This window comes from Actinoalloteichus hymeniacidonis, assembly GCF_014203365.1.
Lineage (GTDB): Bacteria > Actinomycetota > Actinomycetes > Mycobacteriales > Pseudonocardiaceae > Actinoalloteichus_A > Actinoalloteichus_A hymeniacidonis.
In genome coordinates this window covers 3,488,048-3,514,070 of record NZ_JACHIS010000001.1, presented here as the reverse complement: position 1 = coordinate 3,514,070, position 26,023 = coordinate 3,488,048, and the positions used below count along the sequence as shown (strand labels likewise).

General features: G+C 66.0%; 20 protein-coding genes. 8 read left to right on the top strand and 12 right to left on the bottom strand.

The window, feature by feature from the left end:
* Positions 1–67: 67 nt before the first annotated feature.
* Together BKA25_RS14285 and BKA25_RS14280 are read right to left on the bottom strand one after the other, a co-directional pair.
* Positions 68–565: a MarR family winged helix-turn-helix transcriptional regulator gene (locus BKA25_RS14285; RefSeq protein WP_069849157.1), complete on the bottom strand. Its 498-nt coding sequence runs from the start codon at positions 563–565 to the stop codon at positions 68–70.
* 195 nt (positions 566–760) lie between these two features.
* Positions 761–1,117 (bottom strand): hypothetical protein, encoded by a 357-nt coding sequence (locus BKA25_RS14280; protein WP_157421053.1) that lies wholly within the window; start codon positions 1,115–1,117, stop codon positions 761–763.
* A gap of 649 nt (positions 1,118–1,766) precedes the next feature.
* Between BKA25_RS14280 and BKA25_RS14275 the strand changes: the two genes are divergently transcribed.
* From BKA25_RS14275 to BKA25_RS14255, 5 genes are all read left to right on the top strand, one after another.
* Positions 1,767–2,984 carry a helix-turn-helix domain-containing protein gene (locus BKA25_RS14275; RefSeq protein ID WP_069849162.1) on the top strand — a complete coding sequence of 406 codons (1,218 nt, stop codon included), beginning with the start codon at positions 1,767–1,769 and terminating at the stop codon, positions 2,982–2,984.
* Positions 2,985–4,070: 1,086 nt separating this feature from the next.
* Positions 4,071–4,760 (top strand): type I-C CRISPR-associated protein Cas5c, encoded by a 690-nt coding sequence (gene cas5c, locus BKA25_RS14270; RefSeq protein WP_069849164.1) that lies wholly within the window; start codon positions 4,071–4,073, stop codon positions 4,758–4,760.
* Complete coding sequence (locus BKA25_RS14265) at positions 4,760–6,577, top strand: type I-C CRISPR-associated protein Cas8c/Csd1 (protein ID WP_069849166.1); 1,818 nt, start codon at positions 4,760–4,762, stop codon at positions 6,575–6,577. Before cas5c ends, BKA25_RS14265 begins: the two co-directional genes overlap by 1 nt.
* Positions 6,577–7,494 (top strand): type I-C CRISPR-associated protein Cas7/Csd2, encoded by a 918-nt coding sequence (cas7c, locus tag BKA25_RS14260; RefSeq protein WP_069849168.1) that lies wholly within the window; start codon positions 6,577–6,579, stop codon positions 7,492–7,494. Before BKA25_RS14265 ends, cas7c begins: the two co-directional genes overlap by 1 nt.
* Positions 7,495–7,542: 48 nt before the next feature.
* Positions 7,543–9,744: a CRISPR-associated helicase/endonuclease Cas3 gene (locus BKA25_RS14255; protein WP_084642961.1), complete on the top strand. Its 2,202-nt coding sequence runs from the start codon at positions 7,543–7,545 to the stop codon at positions 9,742–9,744.
* A 266-nt stretch (positions 9,745–10,010) separates the two neighbouring features.
* On the opposite strand, the gene BKA25_RS14250 is transcribed toward BKA25_RS14255, so the two are convergent.
* The 3 genes from BKA25_RS14250 to BKA25_RS14240 all read right to left on the bottom strand — a co-directional run bounded on the left by BKA25_RS14250 (position 10,011) and on the right by BKA25_RS14240 (position 15,283).
* A complete protein-coding gene (locus BKA25_RS14250; RefSeq protein WP_069849170.1) occupies positions 10,011–10,784 on the bottom strand; it encodes an META domain-containing protein in 774 nt (257 codons plus the stop codon).
* A gap of 126 nt (positions 10,785–10,910) precedes the next feature.
* Positions 10,911–11,783, bottom strand: coding sequence for a sugar phosphate isomerase/epimerase family protein (locus BKA25_RS14245; protein WP_069853634.1), 873 nt, complete (start codon positions 11,781–11,783; stop codon positions 10,911–10,913).
* A gap of 98 nt (positions 11,784–11,881) precedes the next feature.
* Entirely contained in the window at positions 11,882–15,283 is a 3,402-nt protein-coding gene (locus tag BKA25_RS14240; protein ID WP_236750777.1) for a ThuA domain-containing protein, read from the bottom strand.
* 352 nt (positions 15,284–15,635) lie between these two features.
* Here BKA25_RS14240 and BKA25_RS14235 point away from each other — a divergent pair, with 352 nt between their 5' ends.
* A complete protein-coding gene (locus tag BKA25_RS14235) occupies positions 15,636–16,037 on the top strand; it encodes a hypothetical protein (protein ID WP_157421054.1) in 402 nt (133 codons plus the stop codon).
* Positions 16,038–16,103: 66 nt separating this feature from the next.
* On the opposite strand, the gene BKA25_RS14230 is transcribed toward BKA25_RS14235, so the two are convergent.
* The 6 genes from BKA25_RS14230 to BKA25_RS14205 all read right to left on the bottom strand — a co-directional run bounded on the left by BKA25_RS14230 (position 16,104) and on the right by BKA25_RS14205 (position 22,771).
* Positions 16,104–17,300 (bottom strand): SLC5/6 family protein, encoded by a 1,197-nt coding sequence (locus BKA25_RS14230; RefSeq protein ID WP_069849174.1) that lies wholly within the window; start codon positions 17,298–17,300, stop codon positions 16,104–16,106.
* Positions 17,301–17,337: 37 nt separating this feature from the next.
* Complete coding sequence (locus BKA25_RS14225) at positions 17,338–18,498, bottom strand: Gfo/Idh/MocA family protein (RefSeq protein ID WP_069849176.1); 1,161 nt, start codon at positions 18,496–18,498, stop codon at positions 17,338–17,340.
* A 293-nt stretch (positions 18,499–18,791) separates the two neighbouring features.
* Entirely contained in the window at positions 18,792–19,616 is an 825-nt protein-coding gene (locus BKA25_RS14220) for an ABC transporter ATP-binding protein (RefSeq protein ID WP_069849178.1), read from the bottom strand.
* A 13-nt stretch (positions 19,617–19,629) separates the two neighbouring features.
* Positions 19,630–20,649, bottom strand: coding sequence for an ABC transporter substrate-binding protein (locus tag BKA25_RS14215; RefSeq protein WP_069849180.1), 1,020 nt, complete (start codon positions 20,647–20,649; stop codon positions 19,630–19,632).
* Positions 20,650–20,689: 40 nt separating this feature from the next.
* Positions 20,690–21,565, bottom strand: a complete 876-nt coding sequence (locus tag BKA25_RS14210; protein WP_069849182.1) for an ABC transporter permease — start codon at positions 21,563–21,565, stop codon at positions 20,690–20,692.
* A gap of 393 nt (positions 21,566–21,958) precedes the next feature.
* Positions 21,959–22,771, bottom strand: coding sequence for an SAM-dependent methyltransferase (locus BKA25_RS14205; RefSeq protein WP_069849183.1), 813 nt, complete (start codon positions 22,769–22,771; stop codon positions 21,959–21,961).
* A 178-nt stretch (positions 22,772–22,949) separates the two neighbouring features.
* On the opposite strand from BKA25_RS14205, the gene soxR reads away from it, so the two are divergent.
* Complete coding sequence (gene soxR / locus BKA25_RS14200; RefSeq protein WP_157421055.1) at positions 22,950–23,498, top strand: redox-sensitive transcriptional activator SoxR; 549 nt, start codon at positions 22,950–22,952, stop codon at positions 23,496–23,498.
* Positions 23,499–23,525: 27 nt separating this feature from the next.
* On the opposite strand, the gene BKA25_RS14195 is transcribed toward soxR, so the two are convergent.
* Positions 23,526–24,395, bottom strand: coding sequence for a peptidoglycan recognition protein family protein (locus tag BKA25_RS14195; protein ID WP_069849185.1), 870 nt, complete (start codon positions 24,393–24,395; stop codon positions 23,526–23,528).
* Positions 24,396–25,315: 920 nt separating this feature from the next.
* Between BKA25_RS14195 and BKA25_RS14190 the strand changes: the two genes are divergently transcribed.
* Positions 25,316–25,927 (top strand): SNIPE associated domain-containing protein, encoded by a 612-nt coding sequence (locus tag BKA25_RS14190; protein ID WP_069849187.1) that lies wholly within the window; start codon positions 25,316–25,318, stop codon positions 25,925–25,927.
* Positions 25,928–26,023 lie beyond the last annotated feature (96 nt).

Below are 26,023 nucleotides of genomic sequence, written 5' to 3'. Positions count from 1 at the left end.
ATGAACCGCCGACTAGGGCACCGAGGTCGACCGTACCGTTACCAGCCCGCCGAGCCCGCGCGCCCGTTCACGTCCGCAGTCTCGCCAGCAACGCCACCAACGCCGCCCGTTCGCTGGGGCGCAGCGCGGTGTCTGCGCCGACCGCCGTGTCGGTGACCGAGCGCAGGGTAGCCACCACCTCGATCAGGAACTGCGTGCCTGCCGGTGTCAGCACGAGTCGCCGATCGGTGCGAGCGCCTCGGACGAGCAGGAAGCCGCGTTCGGCGAGCCGGGTGACGCTGTGATCGAGGCTTCGCGGCGGCAGGTCCAGCGCGGTCGTCACGATGGCCTTGCGCATCGGGTGCGGAGCCCGCGCAAGCAGCCGCAACAGCCGATAGTCGTAGACGCTGATCCCATGGGCGTGCCGAAGTGCCTCCGCCGGTCGCACCGTCCATCGCTGCGCGGCTGCCAACAGGGCCTCCCAGACCAACCACGGCTCGTTGGCCCCGGGCGAGGCCCGAAGGATCACCGGAACCTGTTCGGTCGGCGCCGGCCGGGTGGGGATGGACGGGTGAATACGCGGCACCGTCTGAAGCCTCGGCGGTCGACTCTGAACTGTCCGCAGTGGCCGAGCCGGACGGCCGTTGTCCGGGGCTGGGGTGGACGTCGTCTCATCGGGCATGGGCCCGGTAACTCCTCGCTCGTTGTCGTGGGGCCCGGTCGCGGGCCCGGCACATCATTCGGTCGGCGTAGCCGGGGCCGTTCGAGCCGGCGATGGAAATCAGTCAAAGTTCCTGCGAAGAGATCGCATTCCCTCGGCATCAGGCCGCGGGCGTGCATAGGGTCGGGAGTCGCCGGTCGCCTGCTCGACACACAGCCAGCACGGCCGAACGCTGAACAGCGCGAGATCGCCGTCCACGTCGCAGTCCGGCGACGGACTCACCACCACCGAAACACCGCACGCGGTGATCACGTCCGTTCCCTCCGCCGGTCGTGAGCCCCGAATCAGATGCCGGTCCAGGCACAACCCGGCGCGCGGCAACGCATCCTGCAGGAACCAGCGCTCGCCATCCCGGTTCATCGCACGACCGCCAACCGCTTTGATCCGGGTAGCCGGCCGCTCGCGTACGGCAGACACAGCGGGCACCGCTGCTCGTCGTAGAAGCAGACGATCAACCCTCGACGATTCATCGGCCGAAACTCGATCTCCGGGGCACACACCGGCCGGATGGAATCGTGGCCGCGCATCGAAGCCAGATGCGTGTCCCCGGATCGAACCGACCGCACGAACCAGGCCAGGTGGTTCATGCGTCCGCCGCCTTCGGAAAGCACTGCGCGCAACGCAACAGCCGAACCCATTCGTCCACCGGCACCAACACGGCGCCGCAGACCGCGACGGACACCGAGCTGTACCCCTCGTCCCGCCGATGCTCCAGTCGCCGAAACCGGCCAGCCCAACGGCGGGAAGCATCAGCAGCTGTGCCGGGCTCCATTTCGGTCTCTGAGCCAGCGCCTCGCCGAACTGACTGCGCGTTGGACTTGGACGGTCGTCGGTTGCGCAGTTTCGTGGCCGCATTGTCTTCGTGAGTCGGAGTTTCATCGGCTGGCAGCCGAGTCGCCGTGCTCCGAGGACTCGTCACCTGCACTCCACTGCGGACTGCGATCATGTGAACACCTCCTGTGATCGCACCGAAGGTATGGGTCGTTGATTAGACAAAGTTTCCTAAATGGAAACCTGAGGAAACTTCGCTCTTCTCCTGTTCTGAGACAGCTCGTAGGCTGGCGAAATGCAGCAGGGCAGCGAGAGCGGTGTCACGCTCGGAACGGCGACGCGACGGCTACGGCGTTGGCGGGGTATGACCGTTGAACAGGCCGCAGGCCTGGCCGGGATGAGTAAGGGATACTGGAGCAAGATCGAGAACGGTTATGTGACGGTCGAACGTCGCTCCACCTTGACCAAGATCGCCAATGCGCTACGGGTCAGCCTGAGCGATCTCACCGGAGAGCAGCATCTATTGGCGGGCAGCAGCGACGAGGTCAGCGGCGCGATCCCAGATATCCGGTTGGCGTTGTTGCAGTCCAGCCTGGACGATGCGAGTCAGGAATGTGAACGGTCCATTCTCGCCCTGAAAAGTGAGACGACGCGATTGGCTGTCGCGCGGCAGTCTGCCGAACTCGCCACTGTTGGCCGGGCAATGCCTGCTCTGCTGGTCGATCTCCATGCTGTGGCTGCCAGTGATGGCCCAGCTCGGGCGGAGGCGTTGCGTAGCCTGGTGCTGGCCTGTCAGGTCACGACAATGCTGGTCAAGAATCTCGGAGCGACCGACCTGGCGTGGATCGCCGCCGAACGTGGCCACGAAGCAGCAATGCGGCTCGATGATCCGGTATGGATCGCGGCCAGTGAGTTCGCGCGATCTCAGGCATTGATCGGACTTGGTGCCTTCGCGAGGGCCGAGGCGCTGGCGCGGCAAGCCGTGGAAATGCTGCCTAACTCAGTCGATAGCACCGAGCTGCTGGAGTTGCGCGGCAACACGTTGTTGACCAGTGCGTTTGCCGGTGCTGTTGCCGAGACTGCCGACCCGGCTGCTGCTATCACCGAGGCAACCGAACTGGCTGCGCGGACGGAGGCAAGTAATGCGTTCTTCTTGGCGTTCTCGCAGGCCAACGTCGATCAATGGCGAATCTCGATCGCTATGGAGACCGAGGACCCGATACTCGCGGCACAGGTAGCCCGAGACCTCGATCCGGAGCGCATCCCGTTCGCCTCGCGTCGAACCGGTCTACTGATCGACCATGCCCGGGCGTTGGCCGCGCTGCGAGGGCACGACCTCGAAGTGATTGAGTTGCTGCAACAGGCGTACCGACTTGCGCCGACGCGTACCCAGCACGACATTTTCGTCCGCGAGATCGTCACCGAGCTACTGCTACGCGCACGCCGCGATGCGGGCGGGCGAGACCTGCGCTTCCTCGCCGATCGGATAGGGCTGCTCGACCCCCGTCGGTGATCCGCAAACATCTATAGCGATGTCAGGAGCAGGAGGCAGCCGGAGTTGAGAACTTCGGCTGCCTGCTCGACCCTGCCGTTCTTATCCCCAGGATGTAGCCGCCCAGTGGTCGTGCTTCTCGTTCGTGTCGAGGTTTGTGAGCTTCAGCGGCCCGACCTCAACGTCCGTGCTCGTCAGCCATGCTGAACCGAACAGGAAGAACATAACCACGACTATTCGCGCTGTTGCTCCCCAGGAGCTGAGTATCTGCAGTAGCCAGTCAGAAGGCCTAGGTTTTTTCGGTTGCCTCATCGGTGTCCTTTCGGTGATGTCTTATCTGAGCCGTATCCCAGGCCAAAGATGCGACTAAGTAGGCCTCGGAGGGATATTCACGTTCGTCCACGGGGCGTCATCGTGAAAGGTATCCACATCCTTCCTGTCTGCGGTCTGGCTTCGAGGGTGATGGTAGTTCTTTTTTCTTCTACAAATGATGGAGGCTCGCCGATGCGGTGGAGAAGTCTTCCCCTGGCTGCGTAGCAGGTCTGGAGTGGGGTCGAGTAAGCGTGGAGGCAACGCTGTGTTGCGAGATCTCTGGCGAACTCGAATGAGAAATGAAAAGGCGCTCATCGGCCGAATGGCCGATGAGCGCCTTCGTGATGGCTGGCAAGCCTCCATCACTTGATGTTGCGATCCTCTCCGGACGCAAGCGTCGGAGCGACTGGACATGCATCGTTGACTCTAGCTGCCGAGGAGAGGTGTACTTCGGGGGCGGCCAGTCGACTCCAAGGTGAAGTTGGGCCGTTGCCGTTGCGTAGAGCCTGTGGTGCATGGCTTTGCGTCTCCATATCAGAATCCGACGACCCTGGTGAATATTTCATTCAATCAGGTGATCTCGACGATCGCTGTCCTGTGGAGGGCCGATTTTTGTCGGTCCTCGTTCCTACGGTTCGCTGCGTCCCTTGCTGGTTGGGTCGAAGGGGTCGCGCATATTTTCCGGATCAACAATGCGGCGCATGGTTGGCGCAGGTCGGGGTGATGAGCACCTGAAACGGAAAATATTTCACTTAATTTGTTGCGTAGGGCGTGGCATGTGGAAGGAGGCGTCGAATGACAGCGCATCGCGCGATGAACTCGCGTGGTCGGGTGTCCATGCAGGTATGGGGTGAGGCCGCCTTGTTCACCCGGCCGGAGTTCAAGGCGGAGAGGGTTACGTACCCGTGCCTGACACCGACGGCGGCGGTCGGTGTGCTGGAGTCGATCTACTGGCATCCGGGCATGCGTTACGAGATGGATCGCATCGAGGTGCTCAAACCGATCGCGCAGTTCGCGATCCGTCGCAATGAGACCTCGGCGGTCCCCTCGGTGCGTAGCGCGCTGGCGGGCAAGATCCTGAACACCGCTACACCGGAAGCGCGTACTCAGCGGATGTCGCTGTGTCTGCGAGATGTCGGCTATCGGATCCATGCGTGGATACAGGTGCTTGACGGCGCTGACAAACCACTGCCCGCCTACCGCGATCAGTTCAACCGGCGGCTGCGACGCGGAGCTTGTTTCAGCCAGCCCTACCTCGGCTCGCGCGAGTTCGTGGCCGACTTCGGCGTGCTCGACGAGACCCCGCTGCAGCAGAACCTCGACCTCGATATGGGTTTGATGCCGCATTCTGCGGACTACGACCGTGCCGGGAAGCTGGTGCGCTGGAACTGGTTCAGTGCCGAACTGAAAGGCGGCGTGCTCGACGTTCCGCGCCAAGGACTCACTCCGAGTTCGGCGGAATCCGCTCTGGAGGCAGCGGGCTGATGTTGTTGCATCACTTCGCCGAGCAGGGCGCGCTCCTGAACTCCGGTGACGCTCCTCGCAACTACGTGGAGCGGTCCGTGCACTGGCAACTCGACCTCGACGGAGACGGTCGGGTGTTGGGACTGACACCGCTTGGTCTGCAAGGAACACGAGGAACGACACACTTGATCCCCGATCCGAGTCGAAGCAGCGAAGTGGCAGCGGGGCTCGGAAGCGACATCGGTGAGTACGTCTTGGGCTGGCAACGAGTCGACCGCAAGACGAAGGAACGAATCGCGAATGCCAAAACTCCGAGCCGTCAGCGGGCATTCCGTCGGCTCATGGAGGACTGGGCGGCCCAGACGGAACCGGAGCGTGATCCGGTGCCGCATATCGTGGCCGGTTTTCTCCAGTCTGGCATCGTCGTCGAACAGCCCGTAGATGCCGATGGATCGCAATACGTGATGCTCACGGTTCGGCTGGCTGGCAGGACTATCCCGGTTCACGAGTCGGCGAGCGCGGCGGAGTTCTGGGCCGCCGAGATCAAGCGCCGGAAGGGAGGCATCAGCGCGCAGGGCTCCGACAACACGCGAGAAGGTTTCTGCCTGATCTGCAGCCAACAGAGGCCGCTGGCCATGACGGTTCCCGGCTCGATTCCGCGCGGTCTGCTTCCCGGTGCTACCAGCTCCATCAGTGTGGCCAGCGTGAACGGTGCGGCATTCGGGTATGACGGAGCGCTGCAGCTGGCCCATGCACCCCTGTGCTTCCCGTGTGCGGACGACATCGTCAACGGCGCGGTGCACGTGCTGTCCCACAACCGGATCTCTTGGCCCGGCCAACATTCGGTCACCACCTGGTGGGTATCGGATTCGGCCGCCGAACAGGTCGCAGCGGCGATCATGGGCACCCTGCTGGAGGAGGGAAGCGACGATCCCGATGACGTGAGCGAGGTACTTGGGAGTGCTCGCGACGGGATGGAACGGCGCCGCAGTATCGCCACGGCCCACTTCCGAGCGGCCACCTTGGGCGCCTACATCTCCCGGCTCGTGGTCCGTGACTGGATCGACATCTCACTGTCGGAACTGCTCGCCAATGTCCGGTCCTGGATGACCGACCATCGGGTCAACGGCCGGGTGTTCTCTCTCCGGCGGCTCGCCGTGTCCTGCGGACGTTACACCGATAAACGCTACGCCCAGATGGGCTCCAAATCGGACGATCGACTCGCGGACCTGCAGGACATCCTGCTGCATGCAGCTCTGCTCGGTCTGCCGGTCCCCGGCAAGGTCGCGAACCGAGTGCTGCACCGCATCTGGCGCGATCACCACATCGACGGGCCACGGCTCGCGCTCCTCCAACTCACCCGAAGGGGACAACCGGTGCTGACACTCGACGCACCCGACCAACCGGCTGCCTATGTGCTGGGACGCCTGATCGCCCTGTTTGACTCCGTGCAGGCCCGATCCTCGGACGGGAAGATCAACCGCACGTTCGCGGCTCGCACCTTGAGTAGCGCTCGGGCTCGCCCAGGACTTGTGCTGCGAGACGGCATACAGCTAGCGGAGAGCGCGTGGCTGCCAAAAATCGATCGATCGAAACCGGTCTCGGCGATGGCGCTACGTAGGGAGTTGGCCGCCGTACAGGTGTTGATCACCGACGACACCGCGCTCGACCGCCCGTTGAGCCCCTCGGGCCAGGTCCTGCTCGTACTGGGACTCGGCCACCAACGACACCGGCTGTTCGAACGAGCGGACGAAGCCCGCGCCCGCGCCCGTGCCCGTGCCCGCGAAGCCGACCCGAACATCGACTCCGACGACACCGACAACTCCGGAGAGCAGTGATGACCACCGCGTACAGCGACCCCGCAGTTCGACACGACATGCTTCTGGTCTTCGATGTTCTCGACGGCAACCCGAACGGGGACCCCGACGCCGCGAACCAGCCCCGACAGGATTTGCAGACCAACCAGGGCCTGATCACTGATGCGGCGATCAAGCGCAAGATCCGAGACACCGTTCCGCTGCTCGCGGCTGCCGCGTCAGCTGATCCGGATCGGTACCGCATCTTCGTCGAAGCGGGGGAGACACTCAACCCCCGCTTGGAGGAGTCCTACACCGCGAACAACATCCCACTGGAAAAAGCCGAGGGCACCGGTGCGAAGAAGACCCGCAAACGCATCGAAGTCGGTCAGGCCGACGAGGCACGGGCCTGGTTGCGGAACCGCTATTACGACCTCCGCCTGTTCGGGGGCGTGCTGGGCACCGGAAACACGCAGTCCCTGGGCAAGATGCGCGGCCCGATGCAGGTCACCTTCGGTCGCTCGGTGGACCCGATCGCACCGGAGCAACACGCGATCACCCGAGTCGCCAAGACCCGCGCGGAGGACGCCGGACACGGCGAGATGGGCAACAAATGGACCGTGCCCTACGGCCTCTACACCGCTCGAATCCACTACTCCGCCGTCCGAGGCAAGGAGGCCGGGGTGACCGCTGACGACCTTGAACTCTTCTACCGAGCGCTCCTGATGATGTGGGATCACACCAGCTCGGCGAGTCGTGGCGAGATGGCCACCCGGGGTCTCTATGTGTTCAGCCACCCCGATGCCTATGGAGTCGTGCCCGCGCATAAGTTGCTCGACCGCATCGTGGTCCACCGGACGCGCCCCGATGAACCGGCACGGTCCTTCGCTGAGCATTACAAGCTCGACCTCGACGACTCCGGTCTGCCTGCGGGCGTCACCGTCGCGCAACTGGCCTGATCGACTCGCGGTACCAAAGCGACGGCCCTGTACACGAAGAGAGAAGACATGGAGTACGCCCACAGCAAGGCGGGTGCATCCGTCGAACACTGGCATCCCTTCACCGATCACGCGGAGGGAACCGCTCTGCTCGCCAGGCTCTTCGCCGAACCGTTGAATGCGCCGGACCTCGGTGAATTACTCGGTCTCTGCCACGACGCGGGCAAGTGCTTCAACGACTGGCAGCGTCGGTTTCTCGCCGTCGGTGGACGGGGCCGTCGACACGGTCGGGTCGGCATCCCACATGCCGATGTGGGAGCGCATCTGCTCCGCGATGCCGCAGGCCCGGCGGCCTTGGCTGTGCTGGGACACCACAAGGGGCTCACCACCGTTGCCGAGCTTGCGGACCTGCCCGCGAATCCGGATCAGGCCGCTCGGTTCGCCGAGGCCCAACGGGCCTTCCTGCGGGCGGTTCCTCGGGCCGAGGACCTCCTGAACCGTCGGGATCTCATTCCTGCGGAGTGGCGGGAGAACCGATCGCTGCGGGATATGGGACTGCGCCTGGTCTATTCGGCCCTCGTCGACGCCGACTACCTCGACACCAGCGCGTTCATGGCCCCCACCGAGGTCCGGACCGGCGAGGACCTGACCACGGTCAACCTACTGGCCCGCTTCGACGAGGCTCGTACATCACGGGCGTTGCCCATATCCGAGCTCAATCTGCTTCGTGACGACATCTACGAGCAGGCCGTGCAGTCCGCCGAGCTGCCGGCAGGCATGTACCGGCTCACGGCCGGAACCGGGACGGGAAAGACGCTCACCTCCACCGGTTTCGCCCTGAATCACGCTCGTAAGCATGGCCATCGCCGCGTCATCATGGTCGTGCCCTTCATCACCATCACCCGGCAGAACGCCGAGGTACTGAAAAGCAAGCTCGGCGCGGAATCAGTATTGGAACACCATTCCGCGGTCGATCTCCCCAACGATTCCTGGACGAAACTGGCTACCGAGAACTGGGATGCCCCTTTCATCGTCACCACCACGGTGCAATTCTTTCAGTCGATTTTCGCCCGAAGGCCGGGCCCGATGCGCAAGCTCCACCGCATTGCTCGATCGGTGATCATCCTCGACGAGGTGCAGGCCCTGCCGGCCACGATGTTGGTTCCGATCCTCGATGCCCTACGCATACTCGTCGAACACTTCGGCTGCACGGTGCTGCTCTGCTCCGCCACCCAACCGACCTTCGACCGGCTTCCGATCTGGAGAAAACTGACAGTCAAGGACATCGTCACGGTGCCGAAGACTCGCCTGGAGCGTGCTCGCACCGTGCGCTTTCGCTACTGGTCGGATCCACGGCCGACCTGGGACGAGGTAGCCCAGGACGCCGCTACCCACGATCAGGCGCTACTGATCGTGAATACTCGCGCCGATGCCCGCGATCTCTACTCAGCTTGCCAGCGGGCCGCCCCGGAACACCGGGTCCTGCACATCTCCCGCAACATGTGTGATCGCCACGTCATGGCGACCTTCGAGTCGGCGAAAAAGGCTCTCGGTAGGAACGAGAAGCTACTCCTGGTCACCACGCAGCTGGTTGAAGCGGGCGTCGACATCGACTTCCCGACTGTCTACCGGGCGTGGGCAACGGCGGAGGCCCATCTGCAGAGTGCAGGCCGCTGCAACCGTGAAGGCAATCGCAGCGAGGGACTGGTGATCATCTTCGATCCCGCAGGTGGCCGGCTACCGGCTGGCTACTATCGGGTGGGCGCCGAGGTGGCGCGGAGGCATTTCGGTCCAGCCCAAGCGAACCCAGACAACCTCGATGCGTTGTCCGAGTACTTCGGTGAGGTGTTCCACTATCTTAAGCTTGATTCTCAGGGATTTCCCCGCAACAAGCAGAAGTGGGAACACTGGCACCACGTCACGCATAACAGGTCCCGCCTCAACTTTCGCGATGTCGCCGACGGCGTGCACCGATTCCAGATGATCGATGAGGACAGCGTTCCCGTCGTGATCAGCTCCTATCGGGGGCCGATCGGAGAAACAGCCCTTGAACATCTGGCGGAGATCCGCGCTGCAGTCGGCAATGCTGCGAGCGCGGCGAAACCGACACGGCTGCGCGAGGCAATCCGAGCGCTGCAACCGTATACCGTCTCGCTCAGTAAGAGCAGCGTACGGCGGGCTGAGGAGAGGGGCGACCTTGTTCCGATTATCACCGATGTCCTTTATGGGTGGACGGGGGGCTACAGTCAACAGACCGGGATTGATATCTGAAACCGGTGTCCGTGGGTTCGCTCCCAAAACCGGGCAGACTTGTCCTTGTCGATCAATGGCTTAAACCTTACGGCTGATGAAGTGGCACTATCCCTAAGGAATTAGGGCGGCACCGGCCCTTCGGGGCCGGTGAGGATCGAAACCACCAGCCGTACTTGGGCACCCGCGAATTCAGCGCCTGTGGCACCGGTCCTTCGGGGCCGGTGCGCATCACAATGTGCTGCTGTTCCCAACGCCATGGCTGCCTGCCGCAACAACACCGCGTCTCAGCCGGCATCCCGATACTCGGCGGCCCGGCCGCCCGCCGAGATCAGGCTGAGTCGGTCGCCGTCGAGGTCGGGGCGGAAGCCGTCGCCGAGGATGTTGATGAGATGGCCATGTTGGTCAACAACGTCCTCAGCGCACTCCTCGGGGGTTTCGGACGCTGCGTAGTTCACCAGAATCTGCTCGCCTCGGATGATCCACCGGCCGGAGAATTCGCCGCAGCCGGTGTCGGCACGCAGTGTGTCCTCGGTGATCTCCAGTTCGGCGGGCGTGCCCACAGGCTCGGAAGTACCGTCCTCCGTTCCGGCCAGCGAATCCAGCACCCAGGTACGGCCCACTAGGTCCGCAACGGGCGGCTCGGTCAGAGGACGGAAGGTCAGCTCGATGTCCGGGCCGGTGAGGGTGAACGTCTCCGAAGTCTGCTCGATGCCGTTGGCGGCCCACAGCGCTTCGAGATACCGACTCTCGGTCGCCATTACCTCGAAATCATCGGCGGGGCAGTACATGTTGGTAAGCCCACCCTCGGCCAGCCGCAGACTCGTCCCATTGATCGATGCTCTGGTGCCGTAGTGATTACACGCGGCTGTCCCCTTGATCGAGCCGTCCTCGAACCGCAAGGTCACCGGCCACGCGTCATCGAGGGGGATGGCCCCTTCCGCCGTCGTCCCCTCGGCCAGTTGCCAGGGGCCGGTCGGTGGTGCGTCCGATCCGCACGCTACACAGGCGAAGAGCAGTAACGCCCCGCCGATCGCCGTGCCGAATGTCCTCGTCCGCATTGTGGCCTCCCCCGGGAACACACCTCGTCGATCACCTGACGTAGCCGACCGGCTACCAGGTTGCCGGCTCGGCGAAGATCGATCGGTGTGCCCGGGGGAGTCGTTATTCAAAGGTCGAGGAGCAGTTCAGAACCGCATCGTCGACAGGTACTCGTAGCTGCGCTGCGCGCTGGCCAGCGGGTCGGCGGGCGCGTCGTGCTCGACGATGTACTCGCGGACGCCCGACCGTCGTTCGGCGAAGATGCGTGGGAAGTCCAGGATGCCGTGGCCGACGTCCTCGAAGGAGCCGTCCTCAGCCATGTCCTTCACATGGAACACCGGGAAGCGGCCCGGATACCGGCGGAAGTAGTCGACCGGGTCGTAGCCGCCCTCCACCGCCCAGTACAGGTCGATCTCGAAGTTCACCCACTGCCGCTTGGTCTCCTGCAGCAGGATGTCGTAGAGGATCTGGCCGTCCACGGTGGCGAAGTCGAAGCCGTGGTTGTGGTACAGGAACCGCAGCCCGGACCGGCGGGCCGCGCGGCCCGCCTCATTGAACTCCTTGGCGACCTGTCGGTAGCCTGCCGGGTTCTGCAGGTCGCTCGGCAGTGAGGGCACCACGACCGATTGCACGCCCAGCACGTGGGCGTCGACGAGGGCCTGCTGCCAGTCGCCTCGGATCGCGTCCAGGCTCAGGTGGGTGAGGACCGCGCGTAGTCCGGCGGCGTCGAGCATCGCGCGGAACTCCTGCGGGCTGTGGCCGTAGAGGCCGCTGACCCCGACCGTCGCGTAGCCGATCTCGCCGAGCCGGTTCAGCGTCCCCTGCGGGTCGGACTCCATCAGGCTCCGCACCGTGTAGAGCTGGATGCCGATGTGTTCCCTCGGCACGGGGCGATTCCCGCCCGGGGCCGCCGCCGCCACCGCATTCGGTGCGATCAGACCGGACGCACCGACCGCGACGGCGGAGCCGACGGCCAGACGTAGGAATCCCCGGCGGGACTCCGGTTGCACGATGCCCATCTCCACACAGCCTTCCTCGATGAATGGTGCTGTTCGTCGTTCGTGGGGTGAAACGCGCGGCCCGGCCGGGAGGCGGCCCCGGCCGAGCCGCGCGTGTTCTAGTCGACCGAGACGTCGACCGTCGCCGAGGTGCGCACTCCGGCGTCGTCGGTCACGGTCAGCCGTGCGGTGAACGGGCCGCTCCGGGTGTACTCGTGGCTCGCGGTCTCGTCGTGGGTGGACTGGTTGTCGCCGAACTCCCAGTGGTAGTCGACGATCTCCCGGCCCTCCGGTGCGGTCACCTCGGCGCTGAAGTCCACGGTCAGCGGCGCGGCGCCGGTGTTGGGAGTCGCGACCGGCTCCACGGTGGCGGAGATCTCCGGCTTGGTGACGCCCTGGCCGTTGAAGTGCAGCCAGTCCACCGACATCAGGTCGGGCCCGTCCGCCGCCCATTCGGGATTGGTGAAGACCGCGTACAGCGTGATCGGTCCACCGGGATCGGTGAGCGGGACGGTCGGGGAGATGACCGAGTCCCAGCCGCCGGTGTTGCCGACCTCCACCGAGCCCAGCAGTTCACCGTCCGGTGCGTCGGCGCGGAATTCCACGGTGCCGCCGATACCGCCGGAGCTGACGCCCATCGTCACCGAGTCGATCTCGGTGAGGTTGATCGGGTCGTAGGCCACCCAGTCGCCGTGCTCGATCTCGGCGATCCGCCTGCCCGCGGAGGAACCCTCCCGGCTCACGGCCTGGACACCATCGTTGTCGCCACCGGTGTCCTCGAAGTGCTCCGCCTCCTTGCGCTTGGGCTCCAGGGTCGCGTGGGCGGAGCCGACCAGCGGGGGAACGTCGTCCGTGCCGCCGCCGTCCTGGTACTGGGCACTCAAGGCGGCGAAGAGGTTCTGACCCGGCCCGTGGCTGTCGCCCTGATCGGTGATGAACTCACCCTGGCAGCCGGTCACGTTGTCCATCGGGTGCAGGTGATCGTCGTGGCCCAACTGGGATTGCACGACGACCCGGGAGCAGTCGATCTCGGTGTCCTCGGCGTCGGTCACCTCCACGGTGAACGGGATGGTGTCGCCGAAGTCGAACATCCCGCCGTGGTGGGGGAAGTCGATCCTCACCTCGGGTCGGGTGTTGCCGACCGTGATGGTGGTGACGGCCACGCCTGCCAGCTCGGTCTCGGTGTTGGTGACGGTCAGGCGTGCCGAGTACTGGCCGTTCTCGGTGTAGACGTGGGTGGGGTTCTCCTCGGTGGAGTCGATCGTGCCGTCGTTGTCGAAGTCCCACTCGTAGCGGACCGACTCGTCCTCACCCGCGCCGGAACCCTCGCTGGAGAAGGAGACCTCCAACGGTCCCTGACCGGAGTCGGGGCCTGCGGAGATGGCGGCAGTGGGGACTCGGCCCTCGGCGACGTAATCGACCCGGTAGATGCCCGAGCCCTCGTTGCTGCCGCCTCGGCCGGTGCCGCTGCCCTCACCGAAGTCGATGACGTACAGCGAGCCGTCCGGCCCGAACTCCGCCTCGAAGGGCTGAATCCAGCTCATGTCCTCGAAGATGCCGTTGATCGAGTGCAGATCGCCCTCGTTCGTCGGCTCGAAGCGCGGGTCGGTGAACTCCTGGCTCGTCTGGTGGATCGACATCGTCTTGAACCACTGGCGGGTGAGCTCGTAGGTGAACCACTTCCCGTCGAAGTACTCGGGGAACTTGGTGATCCGCTCGTTGTCCGGGTCGTAGGAGTAGACCGGGCCGCCCATCGGACCGCCACCGCCGGTGCCCAGCTCGGGGAACTCCTCGGACTCGGAGTAGGCGTAGTGCACCCAGGCGGGCGCGGCGGGCGGGAGTTCGGTCAGCCCGGTGTTGTTCGGCGAGTCGTTGACGAGGTTGGCGCAGTCGAAGGGTTCACCCGCGGTGCTCGTGGCGAAGTCGTAGTCGTTGAAGGGGGTGTTGGCGCCGGTGCAGTACGGCCAGCCTCGATTGCTCGCCTCGGTGATGCGGTCGAACTCGACGGTGCCCTCCGGGCCCCGGTTCGGGTCCGCCGCGCGGGCGTCCGGTCCGTAATCGCCCACCAGGACCGCGTCGGTCTTCGAGTCCACCGTGATGCGGAAGGGATTGCGCATCCCCATCGCGTAGATCTCCGGCCGGGTCAGCTCGGTGCCCTCGGCGAACAGGTTGTCCTCGGGGATCGTGTAGCTGCCGTCGTCCTGCGGGGTGATGCGCAGGATCTTGCCGCGCAGGTCGTTGGTGTTGCCTGCGGTGGCCTGGGCGTCCCAGGCGCGGCGGCCCTCCCGTTCGTCGATCGGGGAGAAGCCGTCGGAGGCGAAGGGGTCGGTGTTGTCGCCGGTGGCGATGTAGAGGTCGCCGTTGTCGTGGATGGCCAGCGAGCCCGCCATGTGCGAGTTGGCGCGGCCCTCACCTCGGAAGGTGGGGATTTCCAGGAGCCGTGCCTCGGTGGCCAGGTCGACGGAGTCGCCCTCCACGGTGAACCGCGAGACGTTGAGCTTGGCCTCGTCCTTGTCGGAGTACAGCAGGTACAGGAAGTTGTTCTCCGCGAAGTCCGGGTCCAGGGTCAGGCCCAGGAGGCCGTCGGACTGGCTGGTCATCTCAGCGGTGTAGTCGAAGTCCAGTGCGGTGCTGACGGCCAGCGTCTCCTGGTCGACGATCTTCAGCGCGCCGGTGCGCTCGATGTAGAACACCCGACGGTCCGGGGCGACCGCCAGTTCGAACGGGTCGGCCAAGCCCTCGGTGACCAGCGGGATCTGCTGGAAATTCCCGGTCTGGGTGGCCGAGCAGTCACCGGGGGCCGCCCCGGCGGCCCACTCGATGCCGCCGAGCAGATGGTTGAGGAACAGCTCGTCGGAGAAGTCGGTGCTGGCATGGCCGCCTGCGGTGAACCAGGACCGGCCACCGTCGTAGTTCTGGCACCAGGAGAACGGGTGGTCGACGCCCTCGTCGAGGCCCTCGATCCCGTCGCGCACCTTGATCTGAGCGAGGGTGTGCACGTTGCCGGTCGGGTTGGCCGTCCAGTTGTACCACTCCTCGTTGCGCTCCCAGAGTTCCGGAAGTTCCGAGGTCGAGGGGTGTGCACCGTCCAGAACCTTCACTCGGCCCGGCTGGATCTCGGGATGCTGGTCGAAGATCGCGCCGACCAGGCCCTCGTACCAGTCCCAGTCCCGTTCGCTGGCCGAGGCCGCGTGCAGTCCGACCCAGCCGCCGCCGTCCTGGATGTAGCGCTGGAAGGCGGCGCGTTGGTCGGCGTCGAGCAGGTCGCCGGACTCCGGGGTGGAATTGGTGTTGTTGAAGACGATCGCGTCGAAGCGGTCGAGGTCCTCGTCGTTGAATATCGAGGCGTCGTCGGTGGCCTCGACGTCGAAATCATTCGCGGCGCCGAGTTCCTCGATCGCCTCGATGCCGGCCGGAATGGAGTCGTGGTAGAAGTTCGTCCATTTCGAGAAGACCAGTACGGTGAATCGGGACTCGGTGGCCCCGGCCGTCGGGACGGCGACGGTGGTGGCGAGCACCATGGCGAGTAGGCCGCCTAGAGCGGCGGCAAATCGATTCCTTCGGCCGGAATGGGGACGGGTCGGATGTCTCATGGTGCTCCCAGATCGAGACGGTGTCGGATCGAGATCGGCGGATTGGCGCGGCACGGGACGGCGACTGTCCTCGGGGGACACGTGGTCTCGCCGAACGTGGCGCGGGCCGGGTGGCCATGACAGCCCTCGATGCCCTCGCGAGAGTGCGAAGGGTTGATCGTGCTGTCGGTCCTGGATGGACCGTCGCGGGAGAACGTGCTGATCACCGCTGTTCGTGGCGGTGTTCGCGACTGCGCGGCGGTGCCGTGGTCGAGAGACGACCTTGGTCGTCCCCCTCGGAATGGTCGCACCGATCCCGCTGGCGTCATCGGTCCTCCTGGTCGCCGATCCGAGCGCGATCGCCGTTGCCCCAGGTGCGAACGGCGTCGTTGCCGATTCCTCACGCCAGCGATTCCTCGATAACCCGCAGGCAGTGGCCGCAAAGCGCGTTCAGGTCGACCGCCGAACGCGCGCCCGCCAATGGCGGACATTAATTCATCCGAATAACTTATTCTCTTACGATGCTTTCACAATCGATGAAAGCACGTCGAATTCGTGGCGTCAATGGCCGGTTCGCTGGGATTGGGATGCGGGTTCCGAAGTGGGCGTCATCGACATCGATATCGCTCCGGGCAGTCCGATAAGCCGCTTGTCGAATCGATTCGATAAGCGGAGCAAGAATAGTGCGGAAGCGGTGCTCTGAAACGACGAGCCCATTAGTCGCCCGGTGCGTGCGAACGGCGCCGATTGTCGCTTCTCGTCGAACGGATCATCGATCACCGGCCTTCCGCCGTCGCCACCACTGGGCCGACATCGCGGCGAGGACGGCCAGACCCAGCCCCGCCAACGCGGCCTCGGGGTAGCCGGCCAGCGTGCCGAGCACCGCGATCACCGCAGCGGGCAGCCAGGCCCAGGTCGAGATCAGTTCGGGGGCGCCACCACGTCGCCGTCGTGCGGCCTCCCACACCATCGGGACCACCAGCGCGGGCACTGCCGCCGCGAGCAGCACCAACCAATCGGCCATCAACCGGTCCACCCGCAGCATGGCCAGGACCAGGCCGGGAATCGCCACGGCCCACGGCAGCAGCAGGCGCGGCAGCCGGGCCAACCGTCCCAGCGCCAGCGATCCGGAATGGATGCACGCCAGAGTCGGTGCCACCACGGCGACCGCGAGGAACAGGTTCGCCGCAGCCATCCCCTGTGGACCGGCCAGTGTCGCCACCACGTCGCTGGAGCCGGTGCTGGCACTCAACCCGGCGCCGACGATCGCCGCCGCCAGAGCGGGACCGACGAGGAGGGCGACACACCATGCCAGGTCCCGGCGACCACGCAGACCGACGGTGAAATCCGGGGCGCGCATCGCGAACACCGACACATACCCGAGGAAACCCGCCAGATCCACCGCCATCGACCTGGGTCCGCCCGAGGTCAACGAGACCGGGACCGACGACGGCGCCGTGCGCAGTGCGACCAGACCGATCAACACGATCGCGCTACAGGTGGCCACGATCGCCAGGCCGTTCCACCGTCCACCGCCTGCGACGATCACGCCTAACAACGGCAGGCCCAGCACGATGGCCGCCGCCCAGTCCGGCAGACCGGTCAACGCGCCGAGAGCGGCGCCGCCGAGCCCGACGTTGAAGCCGAACCAACCGATCATGGCCAACGTCATCAACAGGGCGACGGCGTGATCGGCGACCGGCGGCAGGTAGCGGGCCGAGGCGGCGGAGAGCGTGGAGTTCTCCCCGGCAGGTGGCAGCAGGCCGAGCATGCCCTGTCCGGCCAGCAGGGCCGCCATCACGAGGCCGCCCGCGAGCAGCACCACCAGCGGTAGCGCTCCGTCGTTGCGCTGGGCGACCTGGGCGCCGAGTACCAGGGCGCCCGGTGCCGCGCCGATACCCAGCCAGGCGCCCGCGGCCGACGGCCAACGACGTCCGGTGGGCACCGGGCCCGCTGCGGCGGTCACCGGAGAGTCTCCGGCGACCTCGGCGCCCTCGACCGGGTCATAACGTCAGCTCGGGGACCGCCAGCCTGCGGCCCTCCGCCCAGGACTGCAGTCCCAACTCGGCCAGCTGCACGCCCTTGGCACCCGCCAGCAGATCCCACGGGAAGGGCTCGTCGTCCACGACGTGCCGGAGGAACAGCTCCCACTGGGTCTTGAACCCGTTGTCCATCTCGGCGTTGTCCGGCACCTCCTGCCAGCCTGCGCGGAAGTCCTCGGTGGCGGGCAGATCGGGGTTCCACACCGGTTTCGGAGTGGTCGAGCGGTGTTGGACGCGGCATCGCCGCAGGCCCGCCACCGCGCTGCCCTCGGTGCCGTCGACCTGGAACTCGACCAGTTCGTCGCGGAACACCCGGGTCGTCCAGGACGAGTTGATCTGCGCGACGATCCCGCCGTCGAGTTCGAAGGTCCCGTAGGCGGCGTCGTCGGCGGTGGCCGCATACGGTTCGCCTGCTTCGTCGAAGCGTTGCGGGATATGGGTTGCGCCGAGACATTGCACCGACCTGACCGGTGCGAAGATCTCCTCCAACACATATCGCCAATGGCAGAACATGTCCAGGATGATGCCGCCGCCGTCTTCCTCTCGGTAATTCCACGACGGGCGCTGTGCAGGTTGCCAATCGCCCTCGAAGACCCAGTAACCGAATTCCCCACGCACGGACAGGATCCGACCGAAATAGCCGCCGGTGACCAATCGATGCAATTTCCGGAGGCCGGGCAGGAACAACTTGTCCTGGACGACGCCTGCCTTGACCCCGGCATCCCGGGCGGTCCGGGCCAGCGTCAATGCGTCGGTCAGGTCGGAGGCGACCGGCTTCTCCGTGTAGATGTGCAGGCCTGCCGCGATCGCGGCGGTGATGGCGGCCGCCCGGCCACTGGTGACCTGGGCGTCGAAGTACACCTCGGCATCGGGCTCGGCCAAGGCCGCGTCGAGATCGGTGGTCCACCGCTCCAAGCCGTGATCGCGCGCCATGGCCTCCAACTTGGCGGCATTGCGACCGACCAGGATCGGCTCGGGGATCAGTCGCGTTCCGTCGGCGCGGAGCAGTCCGCCCTCGGCCCGGATGGCCAGGATCGACCGCACCAGATGCTGCCGATAGCCCATTCGACCGGTGACGCCGTTCATCACGATCCCGATGCGTCGATCAGCCGTGCTCGACATATTCGGTCCTCTCCCGTGAATCTCCTCGTCGACCGCACCCGGTTTCCGGCGGGTCTGGGCTGGTCTTGATCGGCGCCCGCCGCCCTATCGAGCGCTCGTCGACGCCGGGGCGGATGTCCGGCCCTTCGACGGTCGCCCGGGCGAGGCCGGGCCCTACTCCTTTTCGGCAGGGCTGGGCAGGGCTGGGCCGGGACCCGCGGCCGCCGCCGGTCGGGCGCGTCGGAACACCCGCGTGGACGAATCGCCCTCGTCCCCCGGGTACCGGGTCCTGCGCTGTGGTGCCTCGGACGTGCCTACTCGGCGGCGGATGCGGCCCCGAGCAGCTCGCGGATGCGGCCGCTGGCTCTGGCGAACTCGGGATGCGTCAGGGTCTCGGCGTAGTCCCGCTCGGTCGGCAGATCCACGTCGATGATCTCGGCGACCGTGCCCGGCCGGGCGGTCATCACCACCACGCGATCGGCCAGATAGACCGCCTCGGCGATCGAGTGCGTCACCAGCAGCACGGTGGTCCGCGTCTCCTGGCGGATCCGCCGCAGTTCGACGTTCATCTGTTCCCTGGTCAGAGCGTCCAGGGCGCCGAAGGGCTCGTCCATCAGCAGCACGGGCGGCCGATGCAGCAACGCTCGACACAGCGAGACCCGCTGCTGCATACCCCCGGAGAGCTCGTGCGGATAGGCGTCCTCGAACCCGCGCAACCCGGTCATGGCGATCAGCTCGTCCACCCGGGCCGCCGCCTCGGCGGTCGGCATCTTGCGCATCTCGGCCTGCAGCGCGATGTTGCGGCGCACCGACCTCCATTCCAGCAACGCGGCCCGCTGGAACACGTACCCGACATCGCGCCGGGGCTTGGACACCGGATCGCCGAGCAGGCGCACGTCGCCGGAGGAGGGCTGCAGGAGGCCCGACACCAGCTTGAGCAGCGTCGACTTCCCACAGCCGGACGGCCCGACGATGGCCACGAACTCCTCGGGCGCCACTTGGAGTGACACCTCCTGCAGGGCGGTCACGTCTCGTTTCTTGGTGCGGAAGCGCACCGCGACGTCGAGCAGGTCCACCGCCGAGCCCGATCCGTGCGGCCGATCAGGCTCGATGGCGCCGATCGTGTCGCTCTCCGTCATACGAGTCATCGAGTCATCCCTCCGGTGCGAACGACGCGTCCCAATAGGCGGCGGGTTCCTCGGCCGTCTCGATCACGCCCGCCTCGGCGAAGATCTCGATGGTGGTGGTCCAGTCTTCCTCGGTGTTGACGCCCGGGGGCATGCCCTCGGTGGCCTCGGTGTGCAGCAGTTCCAAGGTCGCCTCGAACTGCTCGGTGAGGACCTCGGGGGAGGGCAGCTGCTCGCCCGCGTCGCTCATGGCGCCGACGACCTCGGCCGGATCGGCCTCGGCGGCCTGGGCCCATGCCTGACTGGAAGCGGTGACCATCCGACGGACCAGGTCCTCGCGCTCGGTCAGGTTGTCCGAGGCGGTGATGAGTCCGTTGCTGAAGAAGTTCAGGCCGTGATCGGCGAAGCGCAGGTAGGACACGTCGCGATCCGCGCTCTCCTGCATGGTCGGCCCCTGGTCGGTGGCGAAGCCCAGCAGCGCATCGGTCTGTCCGGAGATGACCGCGGCCATCTTGCCCGCCGGGTCGGTGTTCTGGAGCTCGACCTCGTCCGCCTCGATCCCGTTGATCTCCAGGAACGCGGGGAACGTCGCGCTCAATGCGTCGCCCGCCGTGCTGGCGATGGTCATGCCGCGGAGGTCGTCGGGGCTCTCGATCTCCTTGTCGCTGAAGAACTGCGCCGAGGAGGGAGTGGTCTGCAGGAAGACTCCGACGCTGGTGACGTCGAGTCCCTGTGCGACGCCCGCCAAGACTGCGGGGGTGTCGGCCCAGCCGAAATCGGTCTGCCCGGAGGTGGTGGCCTGCACCGTCTTCTGGGAGCCCTGCCCGGCCTGGATGCGCAGATCGATCCCGTGTTCCTCGAAGACGCCCTGTTCGAGGCCGTGATAGAACGGCGCGTGCTCCCCATAGGGGTACCAGTTCAGCGTCAGGGTGACGACGTCGAGCTCGACCCCGTCGGCGTTCGTGGTGGTCTCACCGCCCGTGCCACCGCAGCCTGCGGCGAGCGCCATCACCGTGGCGCCAACCACGACTCTGCTGACCTTCATGAGGAGCCTCCTTGATCCTGGCGGAAGGTGTGGATGGGGTCTAGAACGTGGTGGCCGAGGCCGTCGAGCGTCGACTGGCGTGCCAGGGGAGCAGGAAGTACTCGGCTACCTCGACCAGCACGAACAGCAGGACGCCCAGTAGTGACATCACGAGTAGACCCGCGAAGAGCACCGGTGTGTCGAGGTTTCCGTTGGCCTGCAGGATCACGAAGCCCAGGCCTTCGTTGGCGCCGACGAACTCGCCGACCACCGCACCGGTGACGGCCATCGTCGCGGCGATCTTGAGGCCGGAGAACAGCTGCGGCAGCGACGCGGGGAACCGGATCTTCCAGAAGGTCTGGGCCGGGCTCGCACCCATCGTCGCCGACAGCTCCAGCATCTCCGGATCGATGGACTTCAACCCGGTGACCATTGCGATCACCACCGGGAAGAACGCCATCAGCACCGCGACGACCACCTTGGGCTCCAGGCCGAAGCCGAGCCACACCACGAACAGCGGCGCGATGGCGATCTTGGGGATGACCTGTGCGAACAACAACAGCGGATACAGCGTCTTCTCGATCGTGCTGGAGTAGACCATCACCACAGCGGCCAGTACGCCGACGATGCTGGCGATCACGAAACCGAGCACGGTCTCGTAGGTGGTCACCAGAGTGTTGTCGATGAAGTACTCGGGCCGCTCGGTGATCGCCGAGAGCGTGTCGCCGGGGGAGGGAACCAGATAGGGCTCCACGAGTTCGGCCGCCGTGACCGCCCACCAGACGAGGAACAGCGCCGCTAACAGCGCAACCGGTCGCCAAGCCTGATCGAGGAATGCCGTCAGACGCTCGCCGATACCGGGCCTGCCGCGTTCGGCGACTCCGCTCACCGCGGACCGAGTGGCGTCCGTATCGTCGATGGTGCTCTGCGCAGTCATGACCCTCCGTTCGATTCGATCATGCGACTTGGAGATTCACCGTCTGGATTATCGATAGCGCGTTCAATGATCTTGATTAAACGTCGAGAATGGACGGTAAAGCCACTGCGCCATAGTGCGGGAACTGCTTAGGAAAGCGCTTACCGTCGTAGGGTAGGCAGCTGGCGACGAGCAGGTCAAGATGTTTCGAATAGGAGAACGGCTGAACAAATTAGTCCCCGAAGTGGGGCTTGACGGTGATTGTCGAGGTGGCGGGCGGTGTGCGATAGCCGTCGAACTCGATTCGAGGCGGTGTCGATGCGTCCGGCCGTCGTTCGATGACTGCCCTGCTGGGCGGTTCGGGCGCTTCGCCGCTTGAGTCCTGTCCTGTCGGCCCCGTCCGCCATCGGATCGTCAGCGGCGCAGCCCGACCCCGCCGAAGACCGAGCTGAGCTCGGGAAGCGGGTGCGTGTCGGGTCGCCATCGGGTGACGTCGACGATGCCGGGCAGGATGGGTTCCAAGTGCGCTTCGGTCAGCCAGCTGCGCAACACCTCGGGGCTGCGCATGGTGATCGGCGTGGCGGTCGCCTTGTAGAGGTTCGCGATCGCCTCGGCCTCATCGGGGATCTCGATGGCCGTGGAGTGCGACAGTGCGAACAGCGAGTCGGGGGCGATGGCCTCGGAGTATCGAGCCACCGCCTCGGCTGCGGCCTCGGTGTCGAGCACGAAGTGCAGTACCGAGGTCGCCAGTACGGCCACTGGCTGGGTCAGGTCCAGGTTCTTGGTGGCTCTTTCGAGTACGTCGTCGACATCGCGCAGGTCGGCCAGCGTGACGGTGGTGTTGTCCACGCCACGCAGGATGGCGACCGCATGGGCGACCGCGACCGGATCGTGGTCGACGTAGGAGACCTTGGTCTCCGGGTGCTGTCGATGCGCGATCTCGTGGACGTGCCCACGGCTGGGGATGCCGGTGCCGAGATCGAGGAACTGCCGGATCCCCCTGGTGAGGGCGTAGTTCACCACCCGGCGCAGGAAATCCCTGGTCGCCCTGGCATTGGTGATCACCTCGGGACGGACCTCGATGGCCTTCTCGGCCAATTCCCGGTCGGCGGCGAAGTTGTGCGCGCCGCCGAGGTAGTAGTCGTACATCCGCGCCACATTCGGGATGTCCAGGTCGATCCGGTCGGGGAATCGACTCCGGCCCGCAGCGGCGCCCGCGTAGGTCATCGGACCTCGGCTTTCATGTCGACAAGAATGCGCCGGGCGATCGTCTTTCGCAGGGCGACCCTCCTCGGAATTCTCTTGCCCTCATCGCTTCAGTGGTAAGTGAAATTGATGACCGTCGAAACGCTTCGTCGGGAACGGGGTTAACCTAGATAAACATTGAGGTTCAAGGAGGCCTGCGATGACCATGCCCGCGTGGAACGCGAAAGAGCTCACCGTCGGTCAGCTCGCCGCTCGCAGCGGCGTGGCCGTGTCCGCCCTGCACTTCTACGAACGGCAGGGCCTGCTCTCCAGCAGACGGACGTCCGGCAACCAACGTCGATACCGCCGGGACAGCCTCCGGCGCGTCGCCTTCATCCGCGTCTCGCAGCGGGTCGGCATCCCGCTGGCCGCCATCGGGGAGGCCCTGCGCGGCCTCCCCGACGAACGGACCCCGACCAGGGCCGACTGGGAGACGCTGTCCACCACCTGGCGCACCGAGCTGGATCAGCGGATCACCCAACTCGTCCGACTTCGCGACGACCTCAGCGACTGCATCGGCTGTGGTTGCCTGTCGCTGGACACCTGTGTGCTGTCCAATCCGCACGACCGGCTGGCGGCCGAGGGGCCCGGCGCCCGCCGACTCGAATGCGACACCGTTCCGGCGGACTGTTCTCCCGACTCGGCGCCGCTGCAGGACTGTGTCGCCCCGCCCGCGCAGCCGGACGGACCGCGCACCCACCGCGAGTGACCGGCCGCGCGGACGGACCTCCGTCGATCAGGCGGTGGTGTTGCCCTCGGGCGTCGAGGCGTCGGCCGCCGCGATCGCCTCGTCCTCGGCGAGCGCCTTGCGAATCTGCGCCGTCAGTTCCCCCGCGTCGACGCCGCCCTTCGCCTCGGCGAGCTCGGCCACCATCGTGGTGAGGACGTCGACCTGCTTGCGCAGCGCGATCAGCTGCAGGTAGGTGTCGCCGGGCAGCTTCTGGTTCGCCTTGCCCGGCGTGAGGTCCTGGTACAACCGGGACATCCGGCTGCGCAGCTCGTCGAGTGCCAACCAGATCTGACCCGGCGGGTGCGAGTTGCTCTCGCCCCTGCGCAGCGTGTCGCGCACCTCGAACAGGGCGTTGCGCTCATCGGGAGTCATGTCGTCCTCCAAATCGTCGTCTGAGGCTGCCAGGCGGTTGATCTCGCCGATCCGGGATTGCGCGTTGGCTCCGGGGCAGGCCGTGGAGGCGCCGGGTGCGTCGCGATGCCCACCGGTCAGTTGATTGCTGCGCCACCAGCCCTTGGCATGACCCTCGCGCAGCAGCCAGGCCACGGCCCGGATCTGGGCATCGGTCATCTGCTGCGTCTCGTAATTGCCGATGAGGCAGATCGCGCGCGAGATGTCGTTGCGCCCGCCGGTGTGCGCGCCCTGACGGCCGACGCTGTGACCCTGGTAGATCGTGCCGGTCGAGTCGATCACGAAGGTGTAGCTGATCCCACCGCCGAAGCGCTGCTGGCCGATGTCCTCCAGCGTGCGCACCGCCCCGGCGCCGCTCCCCGTGGTCACGGAGTGGTGTAGATAGACCTCCTGCGCGGGTAGTGGTGCACTCCGGAAGCCATCCGGATAACGCGCGCCCCACGCAGCGCGACTGGTGATCTCCATAATGGGGTTCCTCCTCGGTTCGGTCGTCGAACCCGGTGGTGCTCGGTGCGAGGGCGACGAGCCAGACGAGGTCGTTTCCGCGGCCCGCCCGTCTCGAGCACGTATACGAAGGCCCGACACACCCCTATCGGGTGAAAATGTCCCGACGTGGAACGGGATGCGACACACCGTCCTGGTCGCCCGTCGTCACGACACCTACGAGCGGTGTTCGCCGCCGTAGGCCGGCCGGCACGGCGTGCCTTCGTCTCACCTGCTCCGACTACGCCCGGTCGTCGCCTGTCCGTGGCTCTGGTCTCGGCGGGTAGGCGGTCGCCGCCTCGGCACGCCTGCACCGGGTGGAGACCCGCCGACCTGTGGTCGTCACGTCAGCTGTTCTCCGTTCTCCAGTAGTCGGTGTCCGCCGAAAGGAGGGCCGGCGGTCCGGCAGCGGATCCGGGCAACCGGCGCTGTCTTTCGAGAGCACCCGTTGTTTCCAATCGACGAATCGATGTCGACCTTGGTCAAATAATAACCGTGCTGGGTTGCCGTTGGCTATGGAATGAGCCGACCGGTCGCTGTCATTAGCCCATTCGGCCGCTTGTTCGGCGGTATTCGGTGTGATGCGAATCGGGAGGAGTTCGGGTTGCGGCTGCAATGCCGTCTTCGTCGTCCTGGTCCGCCTATCGGGATTCTCCTGCCACTTCGGACAGTGGGCCGATGCGCGGCCGCTGTCAAGAGCGAGCGGCGCTGTCGACCCCGACCCGTTGCGGGAAGAGGTCGTCGGCCTGCCTCGGACCAGTGTGGACGAGTGTTCACGTCTCGCTCTGCGAGGTCACCGGGATGTAACGGCGCCCGGGCCGGGGTCGATAAGCGGGTTGCATGACGCTGCGCGGCGTGCGGCTGAATCGACGCGCCGCCATCGGAGGAGATGGGTGCGGTGAGTGCTCGGCAGACGACAACAGATCGAGGCGTTGCGCCGATATGAGCAGCGGTTGCGCGCGGCGCGTCGAGACGACGCCGCGCCGGGCAGGCGCTCGACCGCAGGACTCGGTTCCTCGGCCACCGAACGCACGGTGGATACAGGCCTGACCCGCCCGCGCTTCGACAGCGGCATCCTGGCGCAGACCGATCCGGCCGATCTGCGACGACGGCGTCGGAAGCTTGCCGCCTCCGGTCGGGCGCTGCAGTCCACCGAGCCTGCGCAGAACCCGGTCCGCCCGACCCATCCGACCGGGTCGTCGGATCCGAAGTCGCTGGATCGTCGGGCCGACAAGGCCCTGGCACGCCTGTTGTTACGTGCCTACGACACCGTGGCCGCCGCCTGTCATCGTGATCTCGACCGGATCGGGCTCACCGAGGCCTTGGCCACCCTGGCCCGCTCCGCCGATGGGATCGACCGGATCGGCTCGGCCTTCGCCGTTCGCATCGATCCCGACTACCACGCACTGCGGTGCGGCGAGCTGCAGCTTGCGGCCGCGTGCTCCCAACGCGGGGCCCACGACCGCCGGCCGCCGAGCGCACCCGACGCGGACCGGCTCGCGGATCGCCCGTGATACGGGGTCGACCGCGAGAGGAACGGCATGAAAGCGGTGCGGGGTTCGTGAGCCACACATCACGAACCCCGCACCCTGGAAGCCGTGGGGACGGTT